Origin of the sequence: Thalassotalea litorea, from assembly GCF_005843925.1 — a bacterium.
In the GTDB taxonomy this organism is placed as follows: domain Bacteria; phylum Pseudomonadota; class Gammaproteobacteria; order Enterobacterales; family Alteromonadaceae; genus Thalassotalea_A; species Thalassotalea_A litorea_A.
On record NZ_VCBC01000009.1, the window covers coordinates 39,039 to 63,214 of the forward strand.

At 43.5% G+C, this 24,176-nt stretch carries 22 protein-coding genes and 1 tRNA gene; 14 read left to right on the forward strand and 9 right to left on the reverse strand.

Annotated elements, in window-relative coordinates:
* The first annotated feature begins 90 nt into the window (after nucleotides 1–90).
* Nucleotides 91–756 (forward strand): response regulator, encoded by a 666-nt coding sequence (locus FE810_RS10040; RefSeq protein WP_138319931.1) that lies wholly within the window; start codon nucleotides 91–93, stop codon nucleotides 754–756.
* A 10-nt stretch (nucleotides 757–766) separates the two neighbouring features.
* On the opposite strand, the gene FE810_RS10045 is transcribed toward FE810_RS10040, so the two are convergent.
* Nucleotides 767–1,243 (reverse strand): DsrE family protein, encoded by a 477-nt coding sequence (locus tag FE810_RS10045; protein ID WP_171022327.1) that lies wholly within the window; start codon nucleotides 1,241–1,243, stop codon nucleotides 767–769.
* Between the two features lie 175 nt (nucleotides 1,244–1,418).
* On the opposite strand from FE810_RS10045, the gene FE810_RS10050 reads away from it, so the two are divergent.
* Both FE810_RS10050 and FE810_RS10055 read left to right on the forward strand, forming a co-directional pair.
* Nucleotides 1,419–2,135 (forward strand): response regulator transcription factor, encoded by a 717-nt coding sequence (locus tag FE810_RS10050; protein WP_138319933.1) that lies wholly within the window; start codon nucleotides 1,419–1,421, stop codon nucleotides 2,133–2,135.
* A gap of 131 nt (nucleotides 2,136–2,266) precedes the next feature.
* Nucleotides 2,267–2,665: an ExbD/TolR family protein gene (locus FE810_RS10055; protein ID WP_138319934.1), complete on the forward strand. Its 399-nt coding sequence runs from the start codon at nucleotides 2,267–2,269 to the stop codon at nucleotides 2,663–2,665.
* Between the two features lie 347 nt (nucleotides 2,666–3,012).
* Here FE810_RS10055 and FE810_RS10060 read toward each other — a convergent pair whose 3' ends face one another.
* From FE810_RS10060 to ccmA, 8 genes are all read right to left on the reverse strand, one after another.
* Complete coding sequence (locus FE810_RS10060) at nucleotides 3,013–3,297, reverse strand: hypothetical protein (RefSeq protein WP_138319935.1); 285 nt, start codon at nucleotides 3,295–3,297, stop codon at nucleotides 3,013–3,015.
* An 80-nt stretch (nucleotides 3,298–3,377) separates the two neighbouring features.
* Nucleotides 3,378–5,849, reverse strand: a complete 2,472-nt coding sequence (locus FE810_RS10065; RefSeq protein ID WP_138319936.1) for a TonB-dependent receptor plug domain-containing protein — start codon at nucleotides 5,847–5,849, stop codon at nucleotides 3,378–3,380.
* A gap of 444 nt (nucleotides 5,850–6,293) precedes the next feature.
* Nucleotides 6,294–8,102, reverse strand: a complete 1,809-nt coding sequence (locus FE810_RS10070; RefSeq protein ID WP_246037018.1) for a polysaccharide lyase family 7 protein — start codon at nucleotides 8,100–8,102, stop codon at nucleotides 6,294–6,296.
* A gap of 878 nt (nucleotides 8,103–8,980) precedes the next feature.
* Entirely contained in the window at nucleotides 8,981–9,442 is a 462-nt protein-coding gene (gene ccmE, locus FE810_RS10075) for a cytochrome c maturation protein CcmE (RefSeq protein ID WP_138319937.1), read from the reverse strand.
* Nucleotides 9,439–9,687: a heme exporter protein CcmD gene (gene ccmD, locus FE810_RS10080; protein ID WP_138319938.1), complete on the reverse strand. Its 249-nt coding sequence runs from the start codon at nucleotides 9,685–9,687 to the stop codon at nucleotides 9,439–9,441. Before ccmD ends, ccmE begins: the two co-directional genes overlap by 4 nt.
* A gap of 2 nt (nucleotides 9,688–9,689) precedes the next feature.
* Nucleotides 9,690–10,433 (reverse strand): heme ABC transporter permease, encoded by a 744-nt coding sequence (locus FE810_RS10085; protein ID WP_138319939.1) that lies wholly within the window; start codon nucleotides 10,431–10,433, stop codon nucleotides 9,690–9,692.
* A gap of 1 nt (nucleotide 10,434) precedes the next feature.
* Complete coding sequence (ccmB, locus tag FE810_RS10090) at nucleotides 10,435–11,121, reverse strand: heme exporter protein CcmB (protein WP_138319940.1); 687 nt, start codon at nucleotides 11,119–11,121, stop codon at nucleotides 10,435–10,437.
* The gene (ccmA, locus tag FE810_RS10095; RefSeq protein ID WP_138319941.1) at nucleotides 11,118–11,762 is read right to left on the reverse strand and encodes a cytochrome c biogenesis heme-transporting ATPase CcmA; all 645 of its coding nucleotides are present in this window, start codon (nucleotides 11,760–11,762) and stop codon (nucleotides 11,118–11,120) included. Before ccmA ends, ccmB begins: the two co-directional genes overlap by 4 nt.
* Nucleotides 11,763–12,180: 418 nt before the next feature.
* On the opposite strand from ccmA, the gene FE810_RS10100 reads away from it, so the two are divergent.
* From FE810_RS10100 to FE810_RS10150, 11 genes are all read left to right on the forward strand, one after another.
* On the forward strand, nucleotides 12,181–14,256 hold the full coding sequence (locus tag FE810_RS10100) for a heme lyase CcmF/NrfE family subunit (protein ID WP_138319942.1): 2,076 nt from the start codon (nucleotides 12,181–12,183) through the stop codon (nucleotides 14,254–14,256).
* Nucleotides 14,257–14,274: 18 nt separating this feature from the next.
* Nucleotides 14,275–14,838 carry a DsbE family thiol:disulfide interchange protein gene (locus FE810_RS10105; RefSeq protein WP_138319943.1) on the forward strand — a complete coding sequence of 188 codons (564 nt, stop codon included), beginning with the start codon at nucleotides 14,275–14,277 and terminating at the stop codon, nucleotides 14,836–14,838.
* Between the two features lie 4 nt (nucleotides 14,839–14,842).
* Nucleotides 14,843–15,319 carry a cytochrome c-type biogenesis protein gene (locus FE810_RS10110; protein WP_246037019.1) on the forward strand — a complete coding sequence of 159 codons (477 nt, stop codon included), beginning with the start codon at nucleotides 14,843–14,845 and terminating at the stop codon, nucleotides 15,317–15,319.
* 36 nt (nucleotides 15,320–15,355) lie between these two features.
* Nucleotides 15,356–16,612: a c-type cytochrome biogenesis protein CcmI gene (gene ccmI, locus FE810_RS10115; RefSeq protein ID WP_138319944.1), complete on the forward strand. Its 1,257-nt coding sequence runs from the start codon at nucleotides 15,356–15,358 to the stop codon at nucleotides 16,610–16,612.
* Between the two features lie 75 nt (nucleotides 16,613–16,687).
* Entirely contained in the window at nucleotides 16,688–17,275 is a 588-nt protein-coding gene (locus FE810_RS10120; protein WP_246037020.1) for a glutathione peroxidase, read from the forward strand.
* 33 nt (nucleotides 17,276–17,308) lie between these two features.
* Nucleotides 17,309–18,325 (forward strand): ferrochelatase, encoded by a 1,017-nt coding sequence (gene hemH / locus FE810_RS10125; protein ID WP_138319945.1) that lies wholly within the window; start codon nucleotides 17,309–17,311, stop codon nucleotides 18,323–18,325.
* Between the two features lie 31 nt (nucleotides 18,326–18,356).
* Entirely contained in the window at nucleotides 18,357–19,994 is a 1,638-nt protein-coding gene (locus tag FE810_RS10130) for a PepSY-associated transmembrane domain-containing protein (RefSeq protein WP_138319946.1), read from the forward strand.
* A 319-nt stretch (nucleotides 19,995–20,313) separates the two neighbouring features.
* Nucleotides 20,314–21,870, forward strand: a complete 1,557-nt coding sequence (locus FE810_RS10135) for a SulP family inorganic anion transporter (protein WP_138319947.1) — start codon at nucleotides 20,314–20,316, stop codon at nucleotides 21,868–21,870.
* Between the two features lie 128 nt (nucleotides 21,871–21,998).
* Nucleotides 21,999–22,361, forward strand: coding sequence for a DUF1289 domain-containing protein (locus FE810_RS10140; protein ID WP_370738931.1), 363 nt, complete (start codon nucleotides 21,999–22,001; stop codon nucleotides 22,359–22,361).
* 162 nt (nucleotides 22,362–22,523) lie between these two features.
* Nucleotides 22,524–22,599 (forward strand) — tRNA-Phe (locus tag FE810_RS10145).
* 404 nt (nucleotides 22,600–23,003) lie between these two features.
* Entirely contained in the window at nucleotides 23,004–23,978 is a 975-nt protein-coding gene (locus FE810_RS10150; protein ID WP_138319948.1) for a transposase, read from the forward strand.
* Nucleotides 23,979–24,176 lie beyond the last annotated feature (198 nt).

Genomic DNA, 24,176 nt, shown 5'->3' on the forward strand with positions numbered 1-24,176 from the left:
AAGTTTCTCCCGCTTTCTGGTACCTGTTATCGATTCACGGTTTTGCTGTGAATTTAAACAAAGTATGTTATTAATAAGGCCTGTTTCCCAATGAGTTATGAAGTTGTGAAAATAGCCATCGCTGATGATCACCCATTATTTCGTACTGCGCTTATTCAGGCCGCTTCGAAAACCTTAGCCGATAGTAAAATTCTTGAAGCTGAATCCTTTTCCGAACTGCAGACCCTGATAAAAGAACACAGCGATCTGGAGTTGATTTTCCTTGATATTAATATGCCAGGCAATGATGGATTTTCTGGATTATCTCGGATTAAAAATGGATTTCCTGATATTCAGGTGATCATGGTATCTGCAATTGAGAGTGGCAAAGTTATAAGCCGAGCCATCGATCTTGGTGCCAGCGGTTACATTCCCAAATCCTCATCGTTAGAGCAAATATCCAGAGCCATAGGCACTGTCTTAAATGGAGAGACCTGGATCCCGGAAGGAATTGTGGTAGAAGATGTCAATGGACCTGAAAAACAACTGGCAGAAAAATTAGAAACCCTGACTCCGGCGCAATTTAATGTGTTGCAAATGATTTGTGATGGCTTGCTGAATAAACAAATTGCGTATGAAATGAATATTCAGGAAACCACCGTCAAGAATCATGTCTCGGCTATTTTGCAAAAGCTGAGTGTCAATAATCGCACCCAGGCAGGGTTAATTTATCAACAGCTTAAATCTGTTGACCAGCAAGTAGACACATTAGTGTGATCCAATCCCCTTAAAAGGGATTGAGAATGTAGCCTTGCTGTTGTAATAGTTGATTTGCGGTCATGGCCGATAACGCCATGTTAATACCTGGTTTTAGCTGCGATGAATCTATTTTGTAATAGCTCGCAGATTGCCCACAAACATAAATATCCACCCCGGCGTTGATCAAATCATTAAGCAATTCGTCATTGACATTGTCTTTGCTAAAACGTGCCTGATAAAGGTCTCTTGTCAGCATTTCCGAACTGGCCTTACCGTGAATTACCATTGCGATATCCAGATTTTTCAGTGGTACGCCTGCTCGAACATGCATATTGATAAACCTGGCAACGGTGTTGTAATTTGCATTAACCTTGTCGCTCTTGGAATCTTCGCTGATATCAAAAATAATCTTAAAGTTGCGCTGACTCGGGTTCTCTAAGGCGCCGGCGATTTGGGCATTTTGACCATAGTTTTTAATGATCGGCCCTGTCTTGAATTCCGGCACTTTTGCACTTACAGCGCTTGTAATTAAGGTGAAAGATAAACTAACTGCTAATATTAGATTCTTGAACATAGACAAATTTCAGTAATGATTGAATAGGATTACTGTTGCATAAAAATCGAGCACTGAAAAGTACTGAGTATGCGCAGCGCTTGATCTTAAAGTTTAGGGCGGAGCAATGAATCAACAAACAGGGAACATAAGTCAATTTTCAACCATAATGCTGGTAGAGGATGATCAGGTATTCTCCTCGTTGATGAAAACCTATCTGGAAAAATCCTCTTATGTGGTGGAGCAAGTATTTCGTGGCGACCAGGCTTATCGTACCCAAATAAAAACCCAGCCCGACTTAATTATTCTCGATATAGGTTTACCCGGTAAAGATGGCTATAAGGTGTGTCACGAACTAAGAAGTACCTATAAGGGGCCAATTCTTTTTCTTACCTCTCATGCCAGCGAAGCAGAGCATTTGGCGGCATTTAATGTTGGTGCCGATGACTATCTGGTAAAACCGGCAAGCCCGCAGGTGGTTTTGGCCCATGTTGATGCGTTGATGCGCCGCTATAAAGAGCAAATCAATTCGGGCAAGCGTCAAACCCTGGAAGTGGGAGAGATTTCGCTTACTCCAGCAGAGCAAAAATGCATAATCAATGGCGAACAAGTCGCGCTGTCTAATTTTGAATTCGAATTACTGACATTGTTGATGTACAACGTTGGCAAGGTGATCACTCGAGATAATATTTACAAGCTTTTACTCGGCCGTGAATATGATGGCTCGGAACGCTCGGTAGATGTCAGAGTTTCAAGGCTTCGAGACAAATTGATGAGCCAGGGCGCAGAGAAAGCTCATATCAAAACAATCTGGGGGAAAGGTTATCTTTTGAGCGAAGATTAACCAATGAAGCAAAAATTTGCGAAAAAATTGCATTTATCCGATGAGTTAATGTCCTTAATCGTTGCAATTTACCGCTTTTTTCGTAATTATGTGGGTTATTAAAAAATTAACTGTCCTTTTGGAGGTCTGTCATGGGAATTAAACGTGCCCGGGAGAATGACGAAGCTGAAGTCGATATGACACCGATGCTGGATATCGTTTTCATCATGTTGATTTTCTTTATCGTTACAACGTCTTTTGTTAAAGAATCTGGGTTGGACGTGAATCGCCCAAAAGCAACAAAATCTCAGAATGATTCAAAGCAAAAATCGATTTTGGTGCGTGTTAATGAATACGGTAATATCATTATCAATAACCGTATTGTTGATGAGCAGCGTGTTGAAGCTTATATCGAATCGTTGTTGGCGGAAAACCCGACTGATACCATCGTTTTAGATGCGCATGAAGATGTCACGCATGAGACGATTGTAACCGTAGCCGATCAAGTGAAAGCTTTAGGATTGAACATCGCCGTGGTGTCAAAAATTTAAACGCTATTTTTCACATTAAAAAAAACGACTGTGAATTCAGTCGTTTTTTTTTGCGCTAAATCAATGGTTATACATTGAATTGGATAAAGTATTTAATCAATCGCAACCCTTAACCCTCGACTCTCAGTCAGCAATCACCAATCAGCATTCACAACCATTAATCCCATCGACCATAAATCTCAATCAACAACGCAAGTCCCGTTTCGAAACCCATGGTTTTCAATCGTCCTCAAAACATGATCAAGAAACGACTATTTATTGCCACAGCGTTCAACAATGGACCCAGTTGCTGCATAGTCGCTCAGGTTTGACAATTTTCTGACTCGAGAGGGATGATAAGTAGAGAGTTAATTTATGGATGTCTCAATCGCTTGATCCTGCGCGATCACTTCTTCATCCAACAGATCGGATTTTGCCAGACCGAGTAAAACAAAAATCACGATTGTGCCGATAAAACTGCTAGCAAAAGCAACTTCTAATGAAGGAAAGGGTATTTGTGGCTGCAGCATCAACACCAGTTCAATAATGCAGGACGTTACGGCGGTTAAAGATAAAAATACCAAGACAAAATACAATTTAGGTGAGACTAAGATATGTTGTTTTTCTTGTTGTAATAACTTTTTCATGCGCATGGACTAAGATTCCCTGGACCTTAATGTTGTGAATATAAAAAAGCGATGGCAATACCATCGCTTTTTCTACGTTTAATTCCTTAGAAATTAAACGTTGTGCTTACGAAGAACGTACGACCAATTACATCATAAACACTGGGTACAGTATCCATGTCGTTACCATTCGGTACATTTTCCGGCTCAGTATCCAATAGGTTTTTCACACCCGCATTGAAGTTCCATTCGTCGCCAAGATAGTAAGTTGCCGATACGTTGTGATAAATCACATCATCGGTTGTAAACGGGTCACCCCAGGCGTTACCTTCCATACCCTTAACGTATTGTGCGTAATACTGCGCACTGAGGTTGTCAGTGACATCCGCATTGACCATAAAGGTAGATTTAAGCTCAGAATAACCACCGATGTTACCATCGATTGTACCCGTGTAGTCGACGCCATCCTGTTCAAATTCAAGCAAATAAGTGCTATCCCAGGTAAAACGATAGCGATCGAATGCGTATGATACATTCCAATCAAGACCTGAGGTATTTTGCTGACCAATGTTTGTTAGCGCGGATGTCAGGTTAGACAAATCACCACTTTGACTGATATTGATCGTGTCACAGGACGCCTGAACACCTTCAAAACACTGGTTTAACTCATTTTGAACATCAACACGGGAAATCGCGTCGGAAATTTCAAACTGCCAGTAATCGAATGTTGTCGATAAACCACTGGCGATTTCCCAGACAGCACCTAACGTGAAAGAATCACTTTCTTCCGGTTGCAGATTTTCATCACCGGTGTAGTTCACCAGGATTTGTGGATCGGGAGCGTTACCCCATGGATCCGCTAGGTAGTCATATGAACCAGAATTACCCGCATAGAGTTCGCTTACCGACGGCGCACGGAATCCCGTCGCCAATACGGAACGCAACATAAATGCATCAGTAAAGCGGTATGTCGCACCAAGTTTCCAGGTCGTTGCCCCACCAAAGGTAGAGTAATCGTCATAACGCGTCGCGCCTTCAACCGTAAATGCATCACTTAGCGGCACAGAAACTTCCAGGTATGCAGAGTTTACTGAATAATTACCGGCAGTAGGATCTTGCTGAGCTGCAGTGCTTTCGCCCAGTTGAGTGATGATATCAGGGGTATAAAAACCACTTTCATAACGACTTTCAACACCAACAGCATAACCAATATCGGACTCAGTCAAACCACTATAACCTGCGGCTAAGGTGAACTGCTCGTTGCCACCTTCGTTTTCTTCCACGTATGAAATTCCATCTTGCATAAGTTGGGAATTAGCAATTGCCTCAGGGCTAAACCAAAGGTCCTGGTTGGCATAGATACTCTGTTCCATATTTCCAGCGTGGATAGAGTTTTCAACCTGATCTTTGGCATCATTGCGGCCGTAAGTCGCGGAAAAATCCCAGGTTGCATCATTTTCCAGATAACCTTTTACACCAACAGAAGCACGAATTGTGTCGGTCTGTTGTTTAAAGATACGCGGTCCGGCATCTGACATACGGCGCTTATATAAAAGCTCCGCCGGAACATCACCGTTTTCATCTTGAAACTGGTCGCTCCATTTACTATCGAGTTTGGACGTGTCTAAATCGATTGCCGCAGGCTGTGGCGCCATTTGTTGGGTTGAATCGCGACGAGTAAACATCACATCGGCGCTAAATTCTGTATCAGCATCTAGCTCACGGTTAAAACCTGAAAATACGCTGACCAAATCATTAGGTGTCTGTGCATAGCTTTGCTTGGTGTAGTCATAGCCATAATCACGTGGGATAAAACCCCCATTGCCATCTGGCACTAAGCCGCCTAAGGTACCCTCTGGCACATAAGAAGACTGCCCTGGAGAGACAAAGTCTCGATCCGATTGGATGATCTCGCCACGATTTGAATATTGAGCACCCAACACTAAGTTACCACCGGCAAGTTCAAAACCCGTTAAGGCACTAAAACCTGAGCTGGTGCCATCGCCTTTATCGGTCTGACTGGCTTCCACTTTTAATTCGGTACCATCAAAATCTTTTTTAGTAATGATGTTTACCACACCGGCAATGGCATCCGAACCATAGACTGCCGATGCACCATCTTTAAGAATTTCTATCGATTTTATCATCGAAACCGGGATGGTATTTAAATCAACAGAAGAGTCTGCACCCGTTCCCGATGCCACCATACGGCGGCCATTTAATAAAACCAATGTACGCTGCGCACCCATACCACGAAGGTTGACCGTTGCACTACCACCAGAACCATTGTTTGATGTCGCACCCAGGCTCATACCTGCGGCCGTTGGCTGAACATTTAAAATTTCTTGTACAGAGGTAAAACCACTTTTAGCGATTTGCTCTGCGCCGATAACTGCTACTGGGCTGGCAGTTTCCATATCGGTACGGTTGATCCTTGAACCTGTGATTTCAATTCGCTCTACATCTAGCGCTTGTTGTGCATCTTGTTGTGCTTCGGCATTCGCGGCCGTGACAGAGAGCGCAGATACCGTCGAGGTACCAAATAGAAAAGCTTTAACGATTGAATTTTTATTGAACATATTTAACTCCTAATAAAAGCGTCCAATCCGTCCAAGGAACAGATTCGTAACGACTTGTGGCCATATTAGGTGGAAAATGTAATGAGTTAGAATAGTCTGTAACAGTTGCGATAGGGATGTTGCAGTTTAGTTAATTAAGTTGTGTATCTATCTGATTCATAATTACTTTAATAAGTGATTAAACACTCTAATGTTAGCGATTTCAGGTCTAGAAGGTTGCCTGATTATGTTATTCATTTACCTGACTTAAGTCTGACTTTTATTTCTAATGTGCTGAATTTAAACAGGTAAGTGATTAATTGTACGGAGGAAGGAGAAGTAAACTTTTAATAACTTGCTGTTGCACGAATGAAACAAATGATCACAAAGTATTTGCAATGTCATTGGCAATTTAGAAAGACTTGAGCCAGGTAATGGCTCAAGTCTTTAAACGAAAGTGATTAATTAGTGATTATAACCATCATGAGTATTTACGATACTGTAGAAAGTGGCCTGAACATAATCATCAGCGTCGCCGGTATTATTTTGATTATAAACCCCAGCTTTGAAGTAATTATATTCGTCACTACCATTGTGATATCCACTATTGCTCATATCGACTTTTTGAACCACATCAGGTTTGCCGTCACGCATAATGGTTACCGTCAGGTCGTGACCCACGACTTTAATGGAGTAACTGAACACTTCGCCCAACGCAATCCCGTCGCTTGGATTCGACGCTGAGCTGGAGTTGCTACCGATCATGTCATACTTCTGATCATTGCCACCATTTGGTTCATGGGCTAAGTAGATAGAGCCAAGGCTATTGCCAGGAAGTTTACGGTAGTAAAGCTTTGCTGGCTCATCGTTTCTCGCATGAATTTGGCCGACAATGACACGTCCAACTTGACCGCTGTCACCTGTGGTGGTGACGTGATCCACTTTAAGTGTTGATACGAGTTCACCATCAATGCCACCAGCATTGGATCTATCTTCGGAAGAATAGGTAGAAAATACCCAATTGTTTTTGTTGATGCCCTGCGTTGAAATACTTTCATCACCGCGGCGTAACATTTCTCTCAATTCCGATCGCGTATAGCTGGTATTAGTCGAGGTTTTTGGCGCATCAATGGGAGCTTTAAACACCAGTCCACCATCGGCCGCATAGTAAAACCACTCAGGGTGCTCATAACCGGCAACCAGTTCGCTTTCACTAATTGAATCGGATTTGCCATCACCGTTGTTATCAACAGGAACCCCTAAATACCAGTCGCTCAAATCAATGCCTGTCGTTGGTGGCGGCGTCGGCGGATCTACTGGTGGATTGGTGCCGCCATCAATATCACCTTGATCACAACCTAGAATTTTCGCTTCAATGATACTGTTCCAGGTATTCGATGAGTTGCCGTAACCGGTAATACGCAGATATCTTGCCTGAGCATTAAACCCATTAACCGTTTCATAACTGCTGCTCGAGCCCGAAGACTGACCACTAACAATGGCAGAATCCCAATTATTGTTATCTAATGAAGTGTCGATATCAAAGTAGGAAACGCGGCTGTTGCCTTTAAACCAGACAATTTGCGCAGCATTAACCGTTGCCTCGGCGCCCAAATCGAAAATGATTTGCTTTCCGGAGCCATTGGAAGACCAGCGTGACTCGCTACCTAAATCACCATCTATGGTATTATTGGGTCCATGACCATCGTTCGAACCGTCATCATAGGCGCCAACAATGACCAAGTCGCCTGTGGTGTTGCACTCACCGCCGGAAGGGGGCGTTGTTTCACCACCATCACCAGGATCGGTTGGCTCACTGCTTTGTGTCAGACTAAAATCATCGAAACGACCTTCACCTGAGCTATACTGCCCAAATAGGGTCACTTGCGTGGCAGATCCGGAGTTAAAGGACACCGTAACCGCTTCAAAGTCATTGCTACCGCCACTATTCGCATACGTTGTTCCACCTACAATCGCGCCGATTGCGCCACTGCCTTTGATAAAGGCCTGTAGTTGGTAGTTAGTATTTTCTGTTACCGTGACAACCTGCTCGAAAGCACCGGAGCTACCGGTAATTTTTGCCGAACGATTCCCGGAATAAGAATCAGAGGAGATGGCAGACGGATCCGTATCTGCCCAACCATCCCAGTTGTTTTCAAACCCTGAATTTTCTATTTCTACGGCATTTACGTGTGCCGATAAGCCCGTCGCACCAAGCGCCAGGCTCCCCAGTAGTAAGCTAGATAAATAGCTCTTGTTATAGTTTTTCATCATTTAGCCTTTTTATAATTATTAGTTTGGTATTACCAAATTGTTAAATTCAGTAATGGTTTGATACTGCCTTATGTAATACCAAAGATCAAATGTGGTCATTGATCACCAGTAAGCTGTTATTTTAAATGGTTTTTACTCATATCGATTAAAAACCAATCAGGTGAAAAAGGGGTGTATGAAAAGTGAATGCTAACTATTGCTTTCCGTGGTCAGGCCAATTTATGCTGGTATGGTTACCAATAAAAATGCTGATGACAGCCCGGTATTATGGGGCTCGTCTTATATATCAGTGATTTTGACATCCTGAAAAAAATTTTAATAGAAAACGTGTTAATCGGCGTAATTATCAATTTACGATTCGAAGCTTTAAATCACAACATCAAGAAAGGGGGATTGATCGCTTTATATTGCACGAATATAAGTTGAGCATTTGCAAGGCGTGAATTGCATAGACAAATCTACATAGAAGGCGGAGCGTTTACAGGACTTGGATTGCAGCTCCATCGTTAAAATCAATAATACCAATCACATTAAGTTTGTGCACAGCTCAGAGTTAGGACCGTAAATGAGCCTCTTGTAAACTCCCTTCGGGTGTGAAGTTATCAAGACACCCATGGCAATTGGAGTTATCAAGGCACCCATAGCAATTGGAGTTTTCAAGACGCCCATGGTAAATGAAGTTATCAAGACACCCATGGCAATTGGAGTTATCAAGACACCCATGATAAATAGGGTTATCAAGACACCCATAAATACGTCTGATCTGGAATTCATCAGATATTGAACGACGGTGGCTTGAATGTGGTAATTACAGTGAGATGGTGGTGTGTATCAAGAAAGAACCAGTGCTTGCAAAGCACTGGCATGTACGAATAAGGCTAATTGTAGTTTGCAGGCTTGTGATGTTTGCCAACCGCATCTGCGATTTCTTTTGGCATATACTCTTCATCATGCTTGGCCAGGACTTCAGAAGCCATGACTGTTGTCGGCGTGATGAGTTCACCCTGGGCAACAATGCCTTGACCTTCTCGGAATAAGTCCGGCAAAATCCCTTCATATTGCACAGTGATCATTGGGCCAGAATCAATCAGGTCAAAAGAAACCTTCAGAGTTTCTGGGTCCCGCTTAACGCTCCCTACAACAACCAGGCCACCCACTCGAATATTTTGACCAACTTCAGGCTTTAAGGTGCCGTCTTCTTTACCGTTATGAACTTCTGATGGCGTATAAAAAACGTCGACAAAGTTACTCAGACCATACAGAGATAAGCCAGCAACGGTGGCAACACCAAAAAGAATCAGGCTAATAATGGTTAATCGTTTTTTGCGTCTTGGGTTCATACTACTTCCCCGGAATCTGTTGATGTCTGCTGTTGATTTTGACCTTCAGCCTTTTTCTGTTGATAGGCTTTCAGTTGTTGTTCACGTTTAAGTCGTTGGCGGATTTTTTCTAATTGAACTTTAGGTTGTCGCATACTGTTGATGCCCAAGGCCAATAGTATTACCAAAGTGCAACCATAAGACAGCCAGATGTAAAATCCATGTTTGCCCATGGTCAGAAACTCAGAAAATGATTCAAATGTCATGGTTAATGCTCCTCTGCCAGAGCCATTTTCTTGACCCAGGGGCGCAGGCTATTGCGTGCCAGGACTTGTCCTTGAAAACGCTTGCAAATTAAGCTTCCAGCGAGAAATGCAAAACCGAAGAAGCAAATGACAAACGGTATATACATGCTCATCGCCATTGAAGGAGCGGCAAATTTTGTTACTGTCGCTCCCTGATGCAAGGTATTCCACCATTCTACGGAATAATGGATAATCGGTAGGTTTACCACGCCAACCAGAGCAAGAACACTGACCGCTTTGGCGCCTTGGTTCTTATCATCAAAGGCGTTGCCAAGGGCAATGACACCTAAGTACAAAAATAGCAAAATCAATTCGCTGGTTAAGCGAGCATCCCATATCCACCAGGTACCCCACATAGGTTTGCCCCAGGCAGCACCAGTAATTAGCGCAATCGCGGTAAAAGCAGCGCCAATCGGAGCAATGGCTGCAATCGCTGCATGGGCTAACTTTAATTGCCAGACCAACGCACAAAAGCCGGCTATCGCCATGGAAAAATAAAGCCCCATGGAAAGAATGGCAGCAGGAACATGAATGTAGAAAATACGAACCGTTTCGCCTTGCTGATAATCGGCAGGAGAATAGGCTAACCCCATAAACATTCCTACGACTAAAAGCAGCGCAGCAATTATGTTAAACCAGGGGATCAATTTCCCGGTAAAATGATATGCCACTTCTGGGTTGGCATAAGGGTGTAACCATTTCCACATGTTAGTTTGTACTCACTTTTAAAGCGGCGCCGACAGCGAATGGCGCTGTAATTAACGAGGCAAAAAATAGGGCTGCAATTATAGCAAGGTGGCCTTGATAAGGCGAGTTCATCGTTGCGGCATCAACTGCTGCTGTTGCCAATATCAATACTGGAATATACAGGGGTAAGATCAACAAGCTTAACAATACACCGCCTTTTTTCAGTGCCACGGTTAATGCAACCCCTATGGCTCCGAGTAGGCTGAGTATAGGCGTGCCTAGCAGTAAGGTCAGGAATAGTGCCCAATAGCCATCTGGATGAAGATTCATCATCATCGCTAATAATGGAGCTAGCAAGATTAATGGCACGCTTGTCACTAGCCAATGGGCAAATATTTTAGCTAATACCAAAATGAATACCGGACATGGGCTAAGCAGAAGTTGCTCAAGAGACCCATCTTGGTAGTCATTCTTAAACAATCGTTCTAGGGATAACAATGTCGATAACAGCGCTGCAACCCAAATCACTCCAGGGGCAATCGTCATTAACACGTTGGGCATTGCGCCCACTCCAATCGCGAATAGGGTGATTACAATAATGAAAAATAATAATGGATTAACAATATCATCTCGGTGTCTTAGGGCGATTGTTAAGTCGCGCGACAATATCGCCTGAAAAGCTTTTCGGTAAGAAAGTGATGGGTTCATAGTGCAAACACTCTCTCTAGGGTCAAGGTCTGATAACGAGATGTAGGCAAAGACAAGTCCTGATGTGTGGTCAGGATCACGATACCGCCTTGATCTGCATGCTCGAGTACCCTTTGCTCCAGACGCTTTACGCCCTGTTTATCAATCGCGGTAAAAGGTTCATCGAGAATCCAAATCCTGGCATCGGTTAGCCATAATCTTGCCAGTGCAATTCTGCGGTGCTGCCCAGCACTAAGATGGGCTGCGAGCGTGTCAGAAAAACCGTACAAATCGACCTGTTCTAATAGCTGTACACATTGGTCGGTGTTTTGCCCGCACAATTGCAAATTGAACTGCAAATTTTCCAACACCGTTAGCTCAGCTTTAACTCCCGGCGAATGGCCAAGATATAAAAGATCTTGATGGTATTCTTCATTACACTGGCCAATTAACGTGCCTTTATATTTGATATTGCCATTTTCTGGCTCGTGTAATCCGGCCAGGATCCTTAAAAGGCTGGTCTTACCGGTTCCATTCGCTCCTGCAATTTGCCAGATGTCTCCATTTTTAAACTGAAGATCCAGTTCATCGAAGAGAATGCGCTCTTCGCGAATACAGCTAAGATTGTCAGCGGTTAAGACTAGTGATGATGAAGTGTTCAATAGTTTCTAGTGTTTAAACAGGTAATTGGGCGTTTTTTGTCATTCTACAAGTTTGGCAGAAAAATAAGAAGAAAAAGATGCGCTGGTGGTGAAGTGTTCAAAGACGGCGCAAAAAGATTGTTGAAAAGTACGTGTAACCGCGGGGCGCTTGGCAAATAATTGCTGTAAGCCTTTGCTGATTGAACAGGTCATCTCTAGGTTGCAACACATAGCTTTTTGTTTAATCCGTGATGCGAGTGACAAGGATTTTGTACGATTGACGGCAAAATTGAGTGGGAAAATCAACATACCCTAGTTTTCACTGTAACACTGAGTATAATACTTGCAATATTGCGTAGAGTTCACAAATTTAAACATTTGAGCTCGCACAGACTAACATCGTTTTGCAAGGTTAACTTGCTGAATTCTGGAGTAATCAATGATCCCTGAGTTAGGACACTTCTCTCTTTTTGTGGCGCTTGCTTTAGCCATTTCCCTTAGCGTCATCCCTTTGATCGGTGTTAGCCTACAAAATCAACGACTGATAACCCTGGCAAAACCATTAAGCGCAGGCTTGTTTGTTTTTGTCGGCATTAGCATCGTGCTCCTTGGCTACAGTTTCGTGGTCGATGATTTTTCGGTGGCCTATATTGCCTCCCATTCCAATTCGCAACTGCCTTATTATTTTAAAATTAGTGCGGTTTGGGGCGGGCATGAAGGATCGTTATTACTTTGGGTCTTTGTTCTGACCGCCTGGACTATGGCTGTCGCAACCTTTAGTCGCCACGTCGACCAGGCGTTTGTCTCTCGAGTTCTGGCGATCATGGGCATGATAACCGTTGGCTTCCTGGCATTTACCTTATTTACATCCAACCCCTTTGAACGAATATTACCAACGCCTCCGCTGGAAGGCCGCGATCTTAATCCATTGCTGCAGGATGTAGGATTGATCATTCACCCGCCGATGTTATATATGGGATACGTTGGTTTTTCTGTTGCCTTTGCGTTTGCGGTTGCAGCGCTTATGTGCGGCAAAATGGACGCCGCCTGGGCCCGTTGGTCACGTCCATGGACCTTAGCTGCCTGGATCTTTTTGACCATCGGTATTGCACTTGGGAGCTGGTGGGCTTATTACGAGCTTGGCTGGGGTGGCTGGTGGTTTTGGGATCCTGTAGAAAACGCATCGTTTATGCCCTGGTTAGTAGGAACGGCGTTATTACACTCACTTGCAGTTACTGAAAAACGCGGTGCGTTTCGAAACTGGACAGTGCTGTTGGCCATTTTCACGTTTAGCTTGAGTTTATTAGGGACATTCTTGGTGCGCTCTGGGGTTATTACCTCGGTGCACTCGTTTGCCGCCGATCCTACACGGGGGTTATTTATCCTGTTGTTGCTGGCGATCGCGGTCATAGGTTCATTGACGCTATATGCGTTCAGAGCATCGAAAGTCGGTAGTTTTTCTCGGTTTAGTTTATTTTCACGGGAAACGGCGCTACTGGTTTGTAATGTCCTGTTGGTGATCTCCTGCTTAACGGTTTTGATGGGTACCTTGTATCCACTGCTTTTTGATGCCTTGGGTCTCGGAAAAATTTCGGTAGGCCCACCGTATTTTAATTTGGTCTTCATTATCATTACCACGCCTTTGTTTATCGCCATGGGCTTAGGTCCACTGATCCGCTGGAAAAAAGCCAAAAAAGGTGACTTGCAACGGCAGGTTAGCAAATTATCGGTGATTGCCTTAACGTTAGGTATTGCTTTTCCGTTTTTATACGGCGGACAATTTAACGTCATGGTGGCTTTTGGTATGACATTGGCGATCTGGGTTGCCTTGGTTGCCGGACGCGATTTATATAATCAGATTTATTTGGGAAGTGGCAACTGGCAATTTAAACGTATTAGCTTGAGCCATCTGGGGATGGCTGTTGCTCATATCGGCGTTGGTGTCGCTATTGTCGGGGTTACGCTCGTTTCAAATTATGAGCAAGAACACAATGTGCGTATGAGTGAAGGCACAAGCGCAGACATTGCCGGTTATGAATTTATTTTTAACGGGGTTAAAGCGGTAGAAGGGCCAAATTATTCGGCTGAGCAAGGGCAAATTGAAATCCGTCAGGATGGCGATTTTGTTGCCTTGTTGCAACCAGAGCGTCGAACTTATCGTGTCCAGACGATGGGAATGACCGAAGCTGGTATTGATCCGGGCTTGTTCCGTGATTTATACGTGGCCTTAGGAGATCCTCTGCCGGGCAATGCCTGGGCGGTACGGGTTCACTATAAACCCTTTGTTCGTTGGATATGGTTAGGTGCCATTTTTATGGGGATCGGTGGATTATTTGCAATGGCAGATAAACGTTATCGTCAGCGTAAGCAAGGCGTTGCTATCAATAGCAGCGTTGCCAACAATAAAGCGCTGCTGTTAGAGCCAGGGGCTAGGGAAGATAGCCACACAGAACCGGGTGACACTCTGGCAAATGCCAGAGTCAAAGACACTGCATTAAATGAAGCACACGATTAACGTTAAGGGATGATGCTTATGAATAAGGTGATTCGATTTTTACCACTTATCCTGTTTGTTCTGCTCGGAATATTGCTGTTTCGCGGTTTATCGCTGGATCCCAATGCGATGCCATCGGCATTAGAAGGAAAGAAGTTTCCGCAATTTTCGCTAACTGAATTGCAGCAGCAATCGAAAGTGTTAACCACCGCGGATTTTCAGCCGGGTATTAAGTTGGTGAATGTTTGGGCAACCTGGTGCCCGGGTTGTAAGTATGAACACCCATTTCTGTTAAAAATTGCCAATGATAAGCGTTTTGCCTTGTATGGTGTGAATTACAAAGATGAGCGGGGCGAAGCGCTGAAGTGGTTGCAGCAATATAAAAACCCTTATCAGTTCACCATGTTTGATGGCGAAGGAAAACTGGGGATGGATCTTGGCGTTTATGGTGCTCCGGAAACCTTTATCGTGGATCATAATAACCAAATTCGTAAACGTTTCGCTGGAATTCTTGATGAAGTCGTGTGGCAGCAGCAATTCGAACCTTTATTAAAGCAATTGCAACAAGAATACCAAGATTCTCAAGCTAATACTCAAGGCTAGCCAGATGAACATGCAAATAATCCAACGTCTATTGACGCCAATCAGCAGCTTCTTTATTGCTTTGTTTATGGCGTTTAGTATCAATGCCGCACCTGTTGATACCTACGAATTTCCAGATCCAGTAACCAAAAAGCGATTTCAACAATTGGTCTATGAGTTACGATGCCCTAAATGTCAGAATCAAAATCTCGCAGATTCCAATTCGATGATCGCAGTGGACTTGCGTAAACAGGTATACGACATGCTTATTGACGGGCGTTCGGATATGGAAATCGTTAATTTTATGGTGGAAAGATACGGCGATTATGTTTTGTATCGACCTAAAGTTTCTGCCGCCACTTATCTTCTTTGGTTTGGGCCAATCGGATTTATTGTGATTGGTGGCATTGTGATAGCGCTGTTTGTTCGCCAGTCTAAAGAACAATCACAACCTTTAAGTGATGAACAAAAACAACAGCTTAACGAAATATTAAAAGACTAACATCGCAATGCATTTTACAGGGAACCTGCAAGTTTTATGACCTTATTTGTAATCATCATTTCCATTCTATTGCTGGTCGCGTTGGCGATTGTTTGGCGTCATTTTTTACGCACTTCATTGAAAGCAAGGCCACAGGATTATCGCGGCCAGACCAATAAAGATTTGTACCATGAGCATTTGGCAGAAATCGCCTTAGATTTGGATAAAGGACGCATCGATCAGGAAAGTTTTGATTTTCTAAAGTCAGAACTGGATCGTAGTTTATTGGCGGATATGCAGGCGACGGAAAAAGAGCAGCGCAGTCGTGATAAGAAAACGTCAGTGTTATGGCCTGTGATCATTAGTGTCTTTGTCTTCGGGTTTTCAGGTCTGGGCTATTATCAGTTTGGTTCATGGCAGTTGGCGATGAACCCAGTAGCTGTGACTGAACACGGCGCAGGGTCTCAAGCCGAAGTGATCATTAACCGTTTAAAATCCTTGCATGAAGAGGTGAAAGCTAACCCAGAAAATACCGATGCCTGGTTTCAACTCGGACAAATCCTTACCTCGGTAGGTCAGTACGAAAGTGCCGCAGTGGCGTACCAAAAGGTCATTGATGTTGAAGGGGAGCAAGCAGATATCTTAGCGTTGCAAGCTCAGGTGAAATACTACCAAAATGGCCAGCAGCGAAACGACGAAATTGATGCGTTAATTGCGAAAGCCAAAGCGCTGGATCCGGAAGATGCTTCGACTTTAATGTTTATCGGTATGGATCACTATGTAAATGGTCGATTTAAACAGGCGGCGCAACACTGGCAAAAAATTATCGACTCCGGTCGGGCAGGTGTAAATACTCAAGCCTTGCAAGAAGCCATAGATGAAGCGTTGGCAAGTGCTGGGGATGGCAACAAAAAAGCAGACGCAGCTGAGGAGGTTGCACGTCAGGACGTGGTGAATGGCGGTCCTTCTTTTACCTTGGGTGTCTCATTTAGTGAGGACGTTATCAACGCGATGGCTGAACAGGAAGATAAAAATATTTTTGTTTATGCCGTGAACAGTCAGGGGCCGAGAATTCCGCTTGCCGCAGTGAAAATCAAAGCGAGTGACTTGCCGATGACTGTGGTCTTGGATGATAGCAAAGCGATGAATCCGCAAATGCAGCTAAGCGGTGCTGAGCAGGTAACTATCTACGCGGTGCTTTCGATGCAGGGCACGCCTGGGATGAATGCTGGCGATTACAAAGGTGAAATTGAAAATATCGAAGTTAAAGGTCAGCAACAAATGAACCTGATCATCGACAGCATCGTAAAATAACTTACTCATAAGTACTGTGGGTTTGCCTGAACTAAATTTCATCAGAGCAAATCGGATCCAATAAAGAGAGAGATTATGTTAAACCAAGGTATATTTTTAGCGTTTTCGGCGGCGATGGCGTTGTCCTTTAGCACGAATGCGTTAGCGAATGAAGCGACGAGCCCGAAAACTGTGGCAAATACAGAACAACAATGTCCGGCGATTCTAAAGCATACGGTGCGAAAGCTGCACTCGAGTGAACAAGTCGATTTATGTCAGGCTTATCAGGGAAAAACCTTGTTAATTGTCAATACCGCGAGCAACTGTGGCTATACACCACAATTTAAAGCGTTGGAGGCTCTGTATCAAGAATACAAAGATGATGGGTTAGTGATTTTGGGTTTCCCGTCGGATAATTTCTTTCAGGAAGAAGATGAAGAGAAAGACACGGCAGAAGTGTGTTTCGTAAATTACGGAGTGACATTTCCGATGTTTGCAACAACCGTGGTTCGTGGTGACGATGCACATCCGATTTTCAAAGAGCTTGAAGAGAAAACGGCAGCGCCATACTGGAACTTTTATAAATACCTGGTGAGTAACGATGGACAAAGCGTGCAACGATTCTCATCAAAAATTGAGCCTCAATCTGACGAATTAGTTACGGCGATTAAACAACAGCTGTAAGTAAACATTAGACACAAAGAAGAAGAGCAAGTTATGTCACGTTTTGTTTCAGCGGGTAAAAAATTGCACGATGTTCAGGTTGAAACAGGTGTGCTTCTTACAAATCTGGGCACTCCGGATAAGCCAACAGCAGGCGCGTTGAGAGCATATCTACGCGAGTTTCTCTCGGATCCCCGGGTGGTGGAAATTCCACGTTTACTGTGGATGCTCATTTTGCATGGCATCATATTGCGGGTTCGGCCGGCAAAATCGGCCAAGTTATACGAGAGCATTTGGACCACACAGGGCTCACCCTTGCTAGTGCACTCTCTTGCCCAGAAAGATAAAGTGACGGCGCAGTTGGCAGAGCAATTCGCAGGTAAGATATCGGTAGACGTTGCGATGCGATACGGCAATCCAGGCATTGTCCCTGCGCTGAAAAAATTCCAGCAACTTGGTGTTAAGCGTATCGTGGTTCTACCTTTATACCCACAATATGCAGGGCCGACTACGGGCTCGACCTTTGACAAAATTGTCGATGAAATTCTGCAGTGGCGCTATATCCCCTCTCTACATTTTCTAAGTTCTTACCATGATAACCCTGAATATATTACAGCCTTAGCCAATAGCATTAGGGAAAGCCACGCTGAACATGGAGCGCCACAAAAACTGATAATGTCCTTTCATGGCATGCCGCGTTTATTTTTAGACCGGGGAGATCCATACTATTGCTTTTGTCATAAAACCGCGCGTTTAGTGGCAGAAAAACTCGGGCTTGAAAAAGACCAATACCAAATAACCTTTCAATCTCGATTTGGTAAGGCGGAATGGCTTAAACCCTATACCGATGATGTTTTGGCGCAATTGCCAGAGCAGGGTATTAAGGATGTGGCGGTGATAAGTCCGGCGTTCAGTGTCGATTGTCTGGAAACGTTGGAAGAGTTAGAGGTGGAAAGTCGCGGGGTATTTATGAATGCGGGTGGTGAGAAGTTTCGATATATCGCCGCATTAAATGATCGCGATGATCATATCCAGGCGTTAGTGAGTGTGCTGAAACCTCATTTGCAATAGTGTCAGGTAGTGACTAGACAAGGAGCTAAAGTTGGTTACCGAGAAGCGATTGCGCAAGGTTCACAAGGTATTGTTATCTCTGACCTTTTTACAACTAATACTGTGGGGAGTTTCCGGGCTCTACATGGTGGTTATGGATATCGAGTTTATCCGAGGCAGCCCATTTAAAGCCCCAGTTCAGATTCTCACCGCGGATAAAGTTAACGTATCACCTCATCGGGCATTGGCAGCAATTGAAGAACCGATATCTATCCGCCTTGCAATGTTAGCCAACACGCCAGTCTATTTTGTTAATGATGACAAACATACTCGTTTGATAGATGCGAGTACTGGTGAATTCATTGAAAATATTAGCGAAAATCTTGCCAGCAATATCGCCTCAGCTTTATATCGCGCCAATGGTGATGCTCCGGCCATTGCATCTATCAAACTTTATACGGACGTTGCTCCAGATGAGTTACCCACTAGCTTGTTACCGGCCTGGCAAGTTCAGTTTGATGATGGTTTTAACACCCGTTTTTATATTCATGCCAACACCGGGGAACTCCTCCGTGTCCGTCACCAGTATTGGCGCTTGTTCGACTTCATGTGGCAATTACATATCATGGACTATGACGACGGCGCCGATGTTGATAACCCATTACTTAGCGTATTCATAATATCGACGCTTATATCGCTATTGACCGGTATTTCTTTAATGGTTATCCATTTTCGTCGCCAGTCTCATAAACACAAGCGGCAGGCATGCATTTATCAAGACACCCATACGAAGGGTAGTTATCAAGACACCCATGTGATGAGTAGTTATCAAGACACCCATGTGAAGGGGAGTTATCAAAACACCCAGAGTGACGAGCAGAAGAAAATCTTTTTTGGTAAAAACAATCGCCGCTGTGTCAGTAACCGAAAATCGAGGATAAAGCGAAACGCACGCACCTGGCACAGAAACCTAGCAATATTGTCGATTATTCCTTTAACTTTATGGTTACTCAGTGGCGCTTTTTTCAATTTTATCGAAGTGCATATCCGATCCGACTACCCGTTGAATGCGGGTACAGACACTGCGACGTTACCGCTGACTTCTGAAGCTATGATTGACCTTTTATCCCTGAAAAAAATCCTACGAGGCCAGGGGAATATCGTTGAAGTTGAACTGTTGCCTGATGGGCACTTCATAGATTTTCAGGGTTTGTTGTTAGTGAGCTCTGAAGAAAAGTCTCGGCTTTTCAATACAAAAACATTAAAGGCACTGGTTATCGACGAGCAATTGGCAATGAAGTTGCTATTGACAATACATTCATTTAGTCGTGAACAAATAACCGCCCATCTGGTGGCTGATGGCGGAGAAGACCTCCCAGGCTTTAATGAAGATATTTGGCAGGTAAATATAAATGATGATATCGGCACCTCATTTTATGTCGATAAATATAGTGGCAAACTCTACGGCCCTTATAATCGCTACACACGTATGAAATCTTTGTTTTTAAGGATCCATTTTAATGATTACGCAGGAGATATCGGGTTTAATCATTGGTGGAATGTTCTACTTGCGTTAATGTATTTGATGTCCTGCTGCGCAGGAACGTACTATTTATTTACGTTTGTTAGAAATAAATTAACCTTGCGAACCACTAGATCCAAAAAACAACATAAGCGCCAAGTTGCTTGATTTATCGGCAATTAATTCCATTCTGAGATTGCAAAAATACTGTATACACTGTATATTTCGCCGCGGCTTCCAACCTTGTTTTGCCTTAAATTTGCATCAAAAGGTGAGCCTCCAACATCCGTGATATTGCATCACAAATAATTAAAGAACCGTGAAGATTCATTACTCTTCGGTGCTGATTCGATGGGAATTACCGTTCCCCGACGCAGGTTGGTTCAGTATTACGTACTATATTTATTATCGTTTACAGTCTTGGCAATATTACCGAGACTTAGTTGTTTTTGCCTTGTTTATTTGTATCGGGCAAGATGAGTTGATTATGTTTGAATTACACGCAAGTAAAGTGACTAGCCTGAAGAACGACGTTCTGTCTGGTCTAACGGTAGCTCTAGCATTGGTTCCTGAAGCGGTTGCCTTTGCATTCGTCGCCGGTGTTGAGCCTTTGGTAGGTTTATACGCCGCATTTATGGTTGGATTGATCACTGCTGCATTTGGTGGACGCCCGGGAATGATATCCGGTGCAACCGGCGCAATGGCAGTAGTGATGGTGTCTTTAGTCGCCTTACATGGTGTGCAATATCTATTTGCAACCGTCGTTCTCTGTGGTGTCTTGCAAATTCTCGCCGGTATTTTCAAGCTCGGAAAATTCATCCGGCTAGTACCGCATCCGGTGATGCTCGGATTTGTGAACGGCTTGGCGATTGTGATTTTCCTAGCACAGTTAGGACAATTTAAGGTGTTTAATGAAGCCGGTGAATTGGAATGGATGACAGGCAACGCCATGTACACCATGTTAGGTTTGGTCGCATTGACCATGGCCATTATTCATTTTCTTCCTAAGCTAACCCGGGCGATCCCTTCTTCTTTGGTTGCAATTGTCGTCGTGACGTTAATTGTTTTGGGGTTGGATTTAGATGCCCGCACCGTGGTCGATTACGTGCGTGATATGACCAATGACCCGAATGCAACCATTGCCGGTTCATTACCGAGTTTCGCGATCCCAATGGTGCCATTCAACCTGGAAACATTTAAAATTATTTTTCCGTTCGCATTGGTGCTTGCAGCAATCGGCCTGATTGAATCTTTGTTGACACTAACTTTAATCGACGAGTTGACTGGTACCCGTGGTCAAGGCAACCGTGAATGTGTTGCACAAGGTGCAGCAAACACTGTAAACGGTTTCTTTGGTGGTATGGGCGGTTGTGCGATGATTGGTCAGTCAATGATCAATGTTAATTCCGGTGGGCGAGGCCGAACGTCAGGTATAACTGCTGCACTTGCATTGCTTGGTTTTATTCTTTTTGCTTCAGGCTTGATTGAAATCATTCCGTTGGCGGCGTTAGTCGGTGTTATGTTTATCGTGGTTATCGGTACGTTTGAATGGTCCTCATTCCGTATTATCCGCAAAATTCCAAAAACCGATGCGTTTGTGTTGGTACTGGTATCTGGTGTTACAGTTATCTCTGATTTGGCGGTTGCCGTAGTTGTCGGTGTTATCGTTTCTGCGTTGGTTTTTGCGTGGGAACATGCGAAACATGTTATTGTCAATCGTTCTACCGACGAGAATGGTTGGACTGTCTATGAAGTTAATGGCCCGTTATTCTTCGGTGCAATTAGTTCATTTTTAGACCAATTTGATATCAACAATGATTCTGATGATGTCATCGTGGAATTTAAAAACTCCCGCGTTGCAGATCACTCGGCAATCGAAGCCATCGATACATTGGCTGAACGTTATCTGGCGAAAGGCAAGAAGTTGCATCTACGCCATTTAAGTGCTGAATGCCGTGTGCTTTTAACCAAGGCGGAAGATCTGGTTGAAGTCAATTATATCGAAGATCCTAACTACCATGTTGCGACGGATAAATTAGCGTAGTTATTTTTAACTGCCATTAAAAAGCCCGCGCATTGTCGCGGGCTTTTTGTTTGTTTCATGCGTTTTTTTTATCGACTTAATTTTTATCGTTGATTAAAAATCATACGCTCGTCTCAGTGTAGTTTTCCATGTTATATTTAATGGATGCTCACAGATTAAACCGCCAATTAACCATGAAAGACTTACAACTAGAGTTTTTTGAAATTCCAAGCCCTTGCCGTGGGGTTTGTGAATCGGATAATCGTGGTTACTGTCAGGGTTGCTTCAGGACGAGAGATGAACGTTTTGGTTGGTTAAACCTTACTAATTCAGAGAAGCAGCGGGTGATTAAGCTTTGCCTGCAAAGAGAAAGGCGTCGCAACCAACCCCAAAAATTAGAACAAGAGAGCGCCGCGCCCGAGCCAATACAAGCTTCATTACTAGATGCCCCATCTCGAGATATTTTGGATAAGGATTTAGGTGTGGATGATTTCGACGACTTTGAGCTTTAGCCAATATTCACCTCATTGAACAGAAACGCTGTGTAATTATTGTTCGCTTGACCTTTTTTCGTAAAAAAGGGGTTGCTAAGCGGATTAACACCCTTTATTATACCGCCTCATTCAGCAACACGCAGTGATTGTTGAGCAGGGATTTGCCCTTTAAACATATTTGCCCAGATAGCTCAGTCGGTAGAGCAGGGGATTGAAAATCCCCGTGTCGGTGGTTCGATTCCGCCTCTGGGCACCATATTTGAGAAACCAGCCTTATGGCTGGTTTTTTCGTTTTTAAGGGCCTATAACTGGAATTTTCGTTAGATCCGATCCTTAGTCGTTCTCGCTCTTTTCCTTTTAACGCAGCAAGCTTAATTAATTTAGACCGCTTAAATTAGACACCCATCGTATCGCCCATCCATTTGTATCAGCGCTTAAATTAGACACCCACCGTATCGCCCCATTCATTTGTATCAGCAAACTATACATCCGTTGTTAAACTAGACACCCCATCGTTGTTAAACTAGACACCCAATACTACGTCACTATTTCTGTCGATATAGGTTGGTTTCGAGATGCCAAAAGAAAATTTCCAGCACTGGCGGAAACTCTTAATTTAGCTAATCTAAAATTAAGTAAAAGTTTCCAAGGAATGGAACAATGCCAACCCCTCGAAAACAACAGGTATGTCTGCAGGCCACACCCTACTACCACTGTATAAGTCGATGTGTACGCCGTGCTTATTTATGTGGTAAAGATAAAGTTACCAACATTAGTTATGACCATAGGCGTGGATGGATTGAAGAACGCCTATTGTATTTGTCACAGGCATTTTGTATTGATGTCTGTGCTTATGCGGTGATGAGCAATCATTGTCATGTTGTACTTCACGTAGATATCGACAAGGCTAGGGATATGAGTGACTTAGATGTACTAAATTGTTGGCATCAGGTTTGTCGAGGTACCATGGTTACTCGAAAGTATGCTCTCGAAGGGAAAGTAGAAGAGCATTTAGAATCGACACTAAAAGAAACGATTTCTGTTTACCGGAATCGCCTGTCAGACATCAGTTGGTTTATGCGTTTATTAAATGAACCGATAGCCAGAATGGCAAATGCGGAGGATGAGTGTACTGGACGATTTTGGGAAGGAAGATTTACCAGTCAGGCATTATTGGATGATTCGGCATTAGCTGCCTGTATGGCCTACGTTGATTTGAATCCGATTAGAGCAGCAGGTGCTAAATCACCTGAAACGTCAGAGTATACAAGTATTAAACGGCGAATTGCGGCTGCCGAAACTGGAAAACAACCCAAGTCGTTAATGAGTTTTGTCGGTAATCCAAGACGAGACATGCCGAAAGGGTTACCTTTTTTATTTAAAGACTATGCGGAGTTGGTTGATCTGACTGGTCGAGTGATACGAGATAATGTCTCCGGATACATCGATTGTAACTTGCCAGATATACTTTCTCGATTAAATATTTCTCCTAAAAATTGGATCCGTTTGACGACAGGTTTTGAACAACATTTTAAAGGTGTAGTTGGGCAAATATCTTCTCTTACAGAGTTTTGTGAAATGCAAAATAGAACGCGACGCCCCAATTTTTTTAATTGCCAACAACTTTTCAAATAACCATTCAAGTTCGAAGGACAAATAAATATCTATTTTTGTCGAGACTCTTCACGTTTATATTTTGTCAACGAAGATATTTTTTACAAAAGCAGCCAACGCTTTGTTGTTTTGTTTTAAATTCGTTTGTTGTTTAAAAGCTTTTATGTTGGAAAAGCAAAAGTACGCTATTGATTCGGGGACCAATTTAAATTTCCTTAT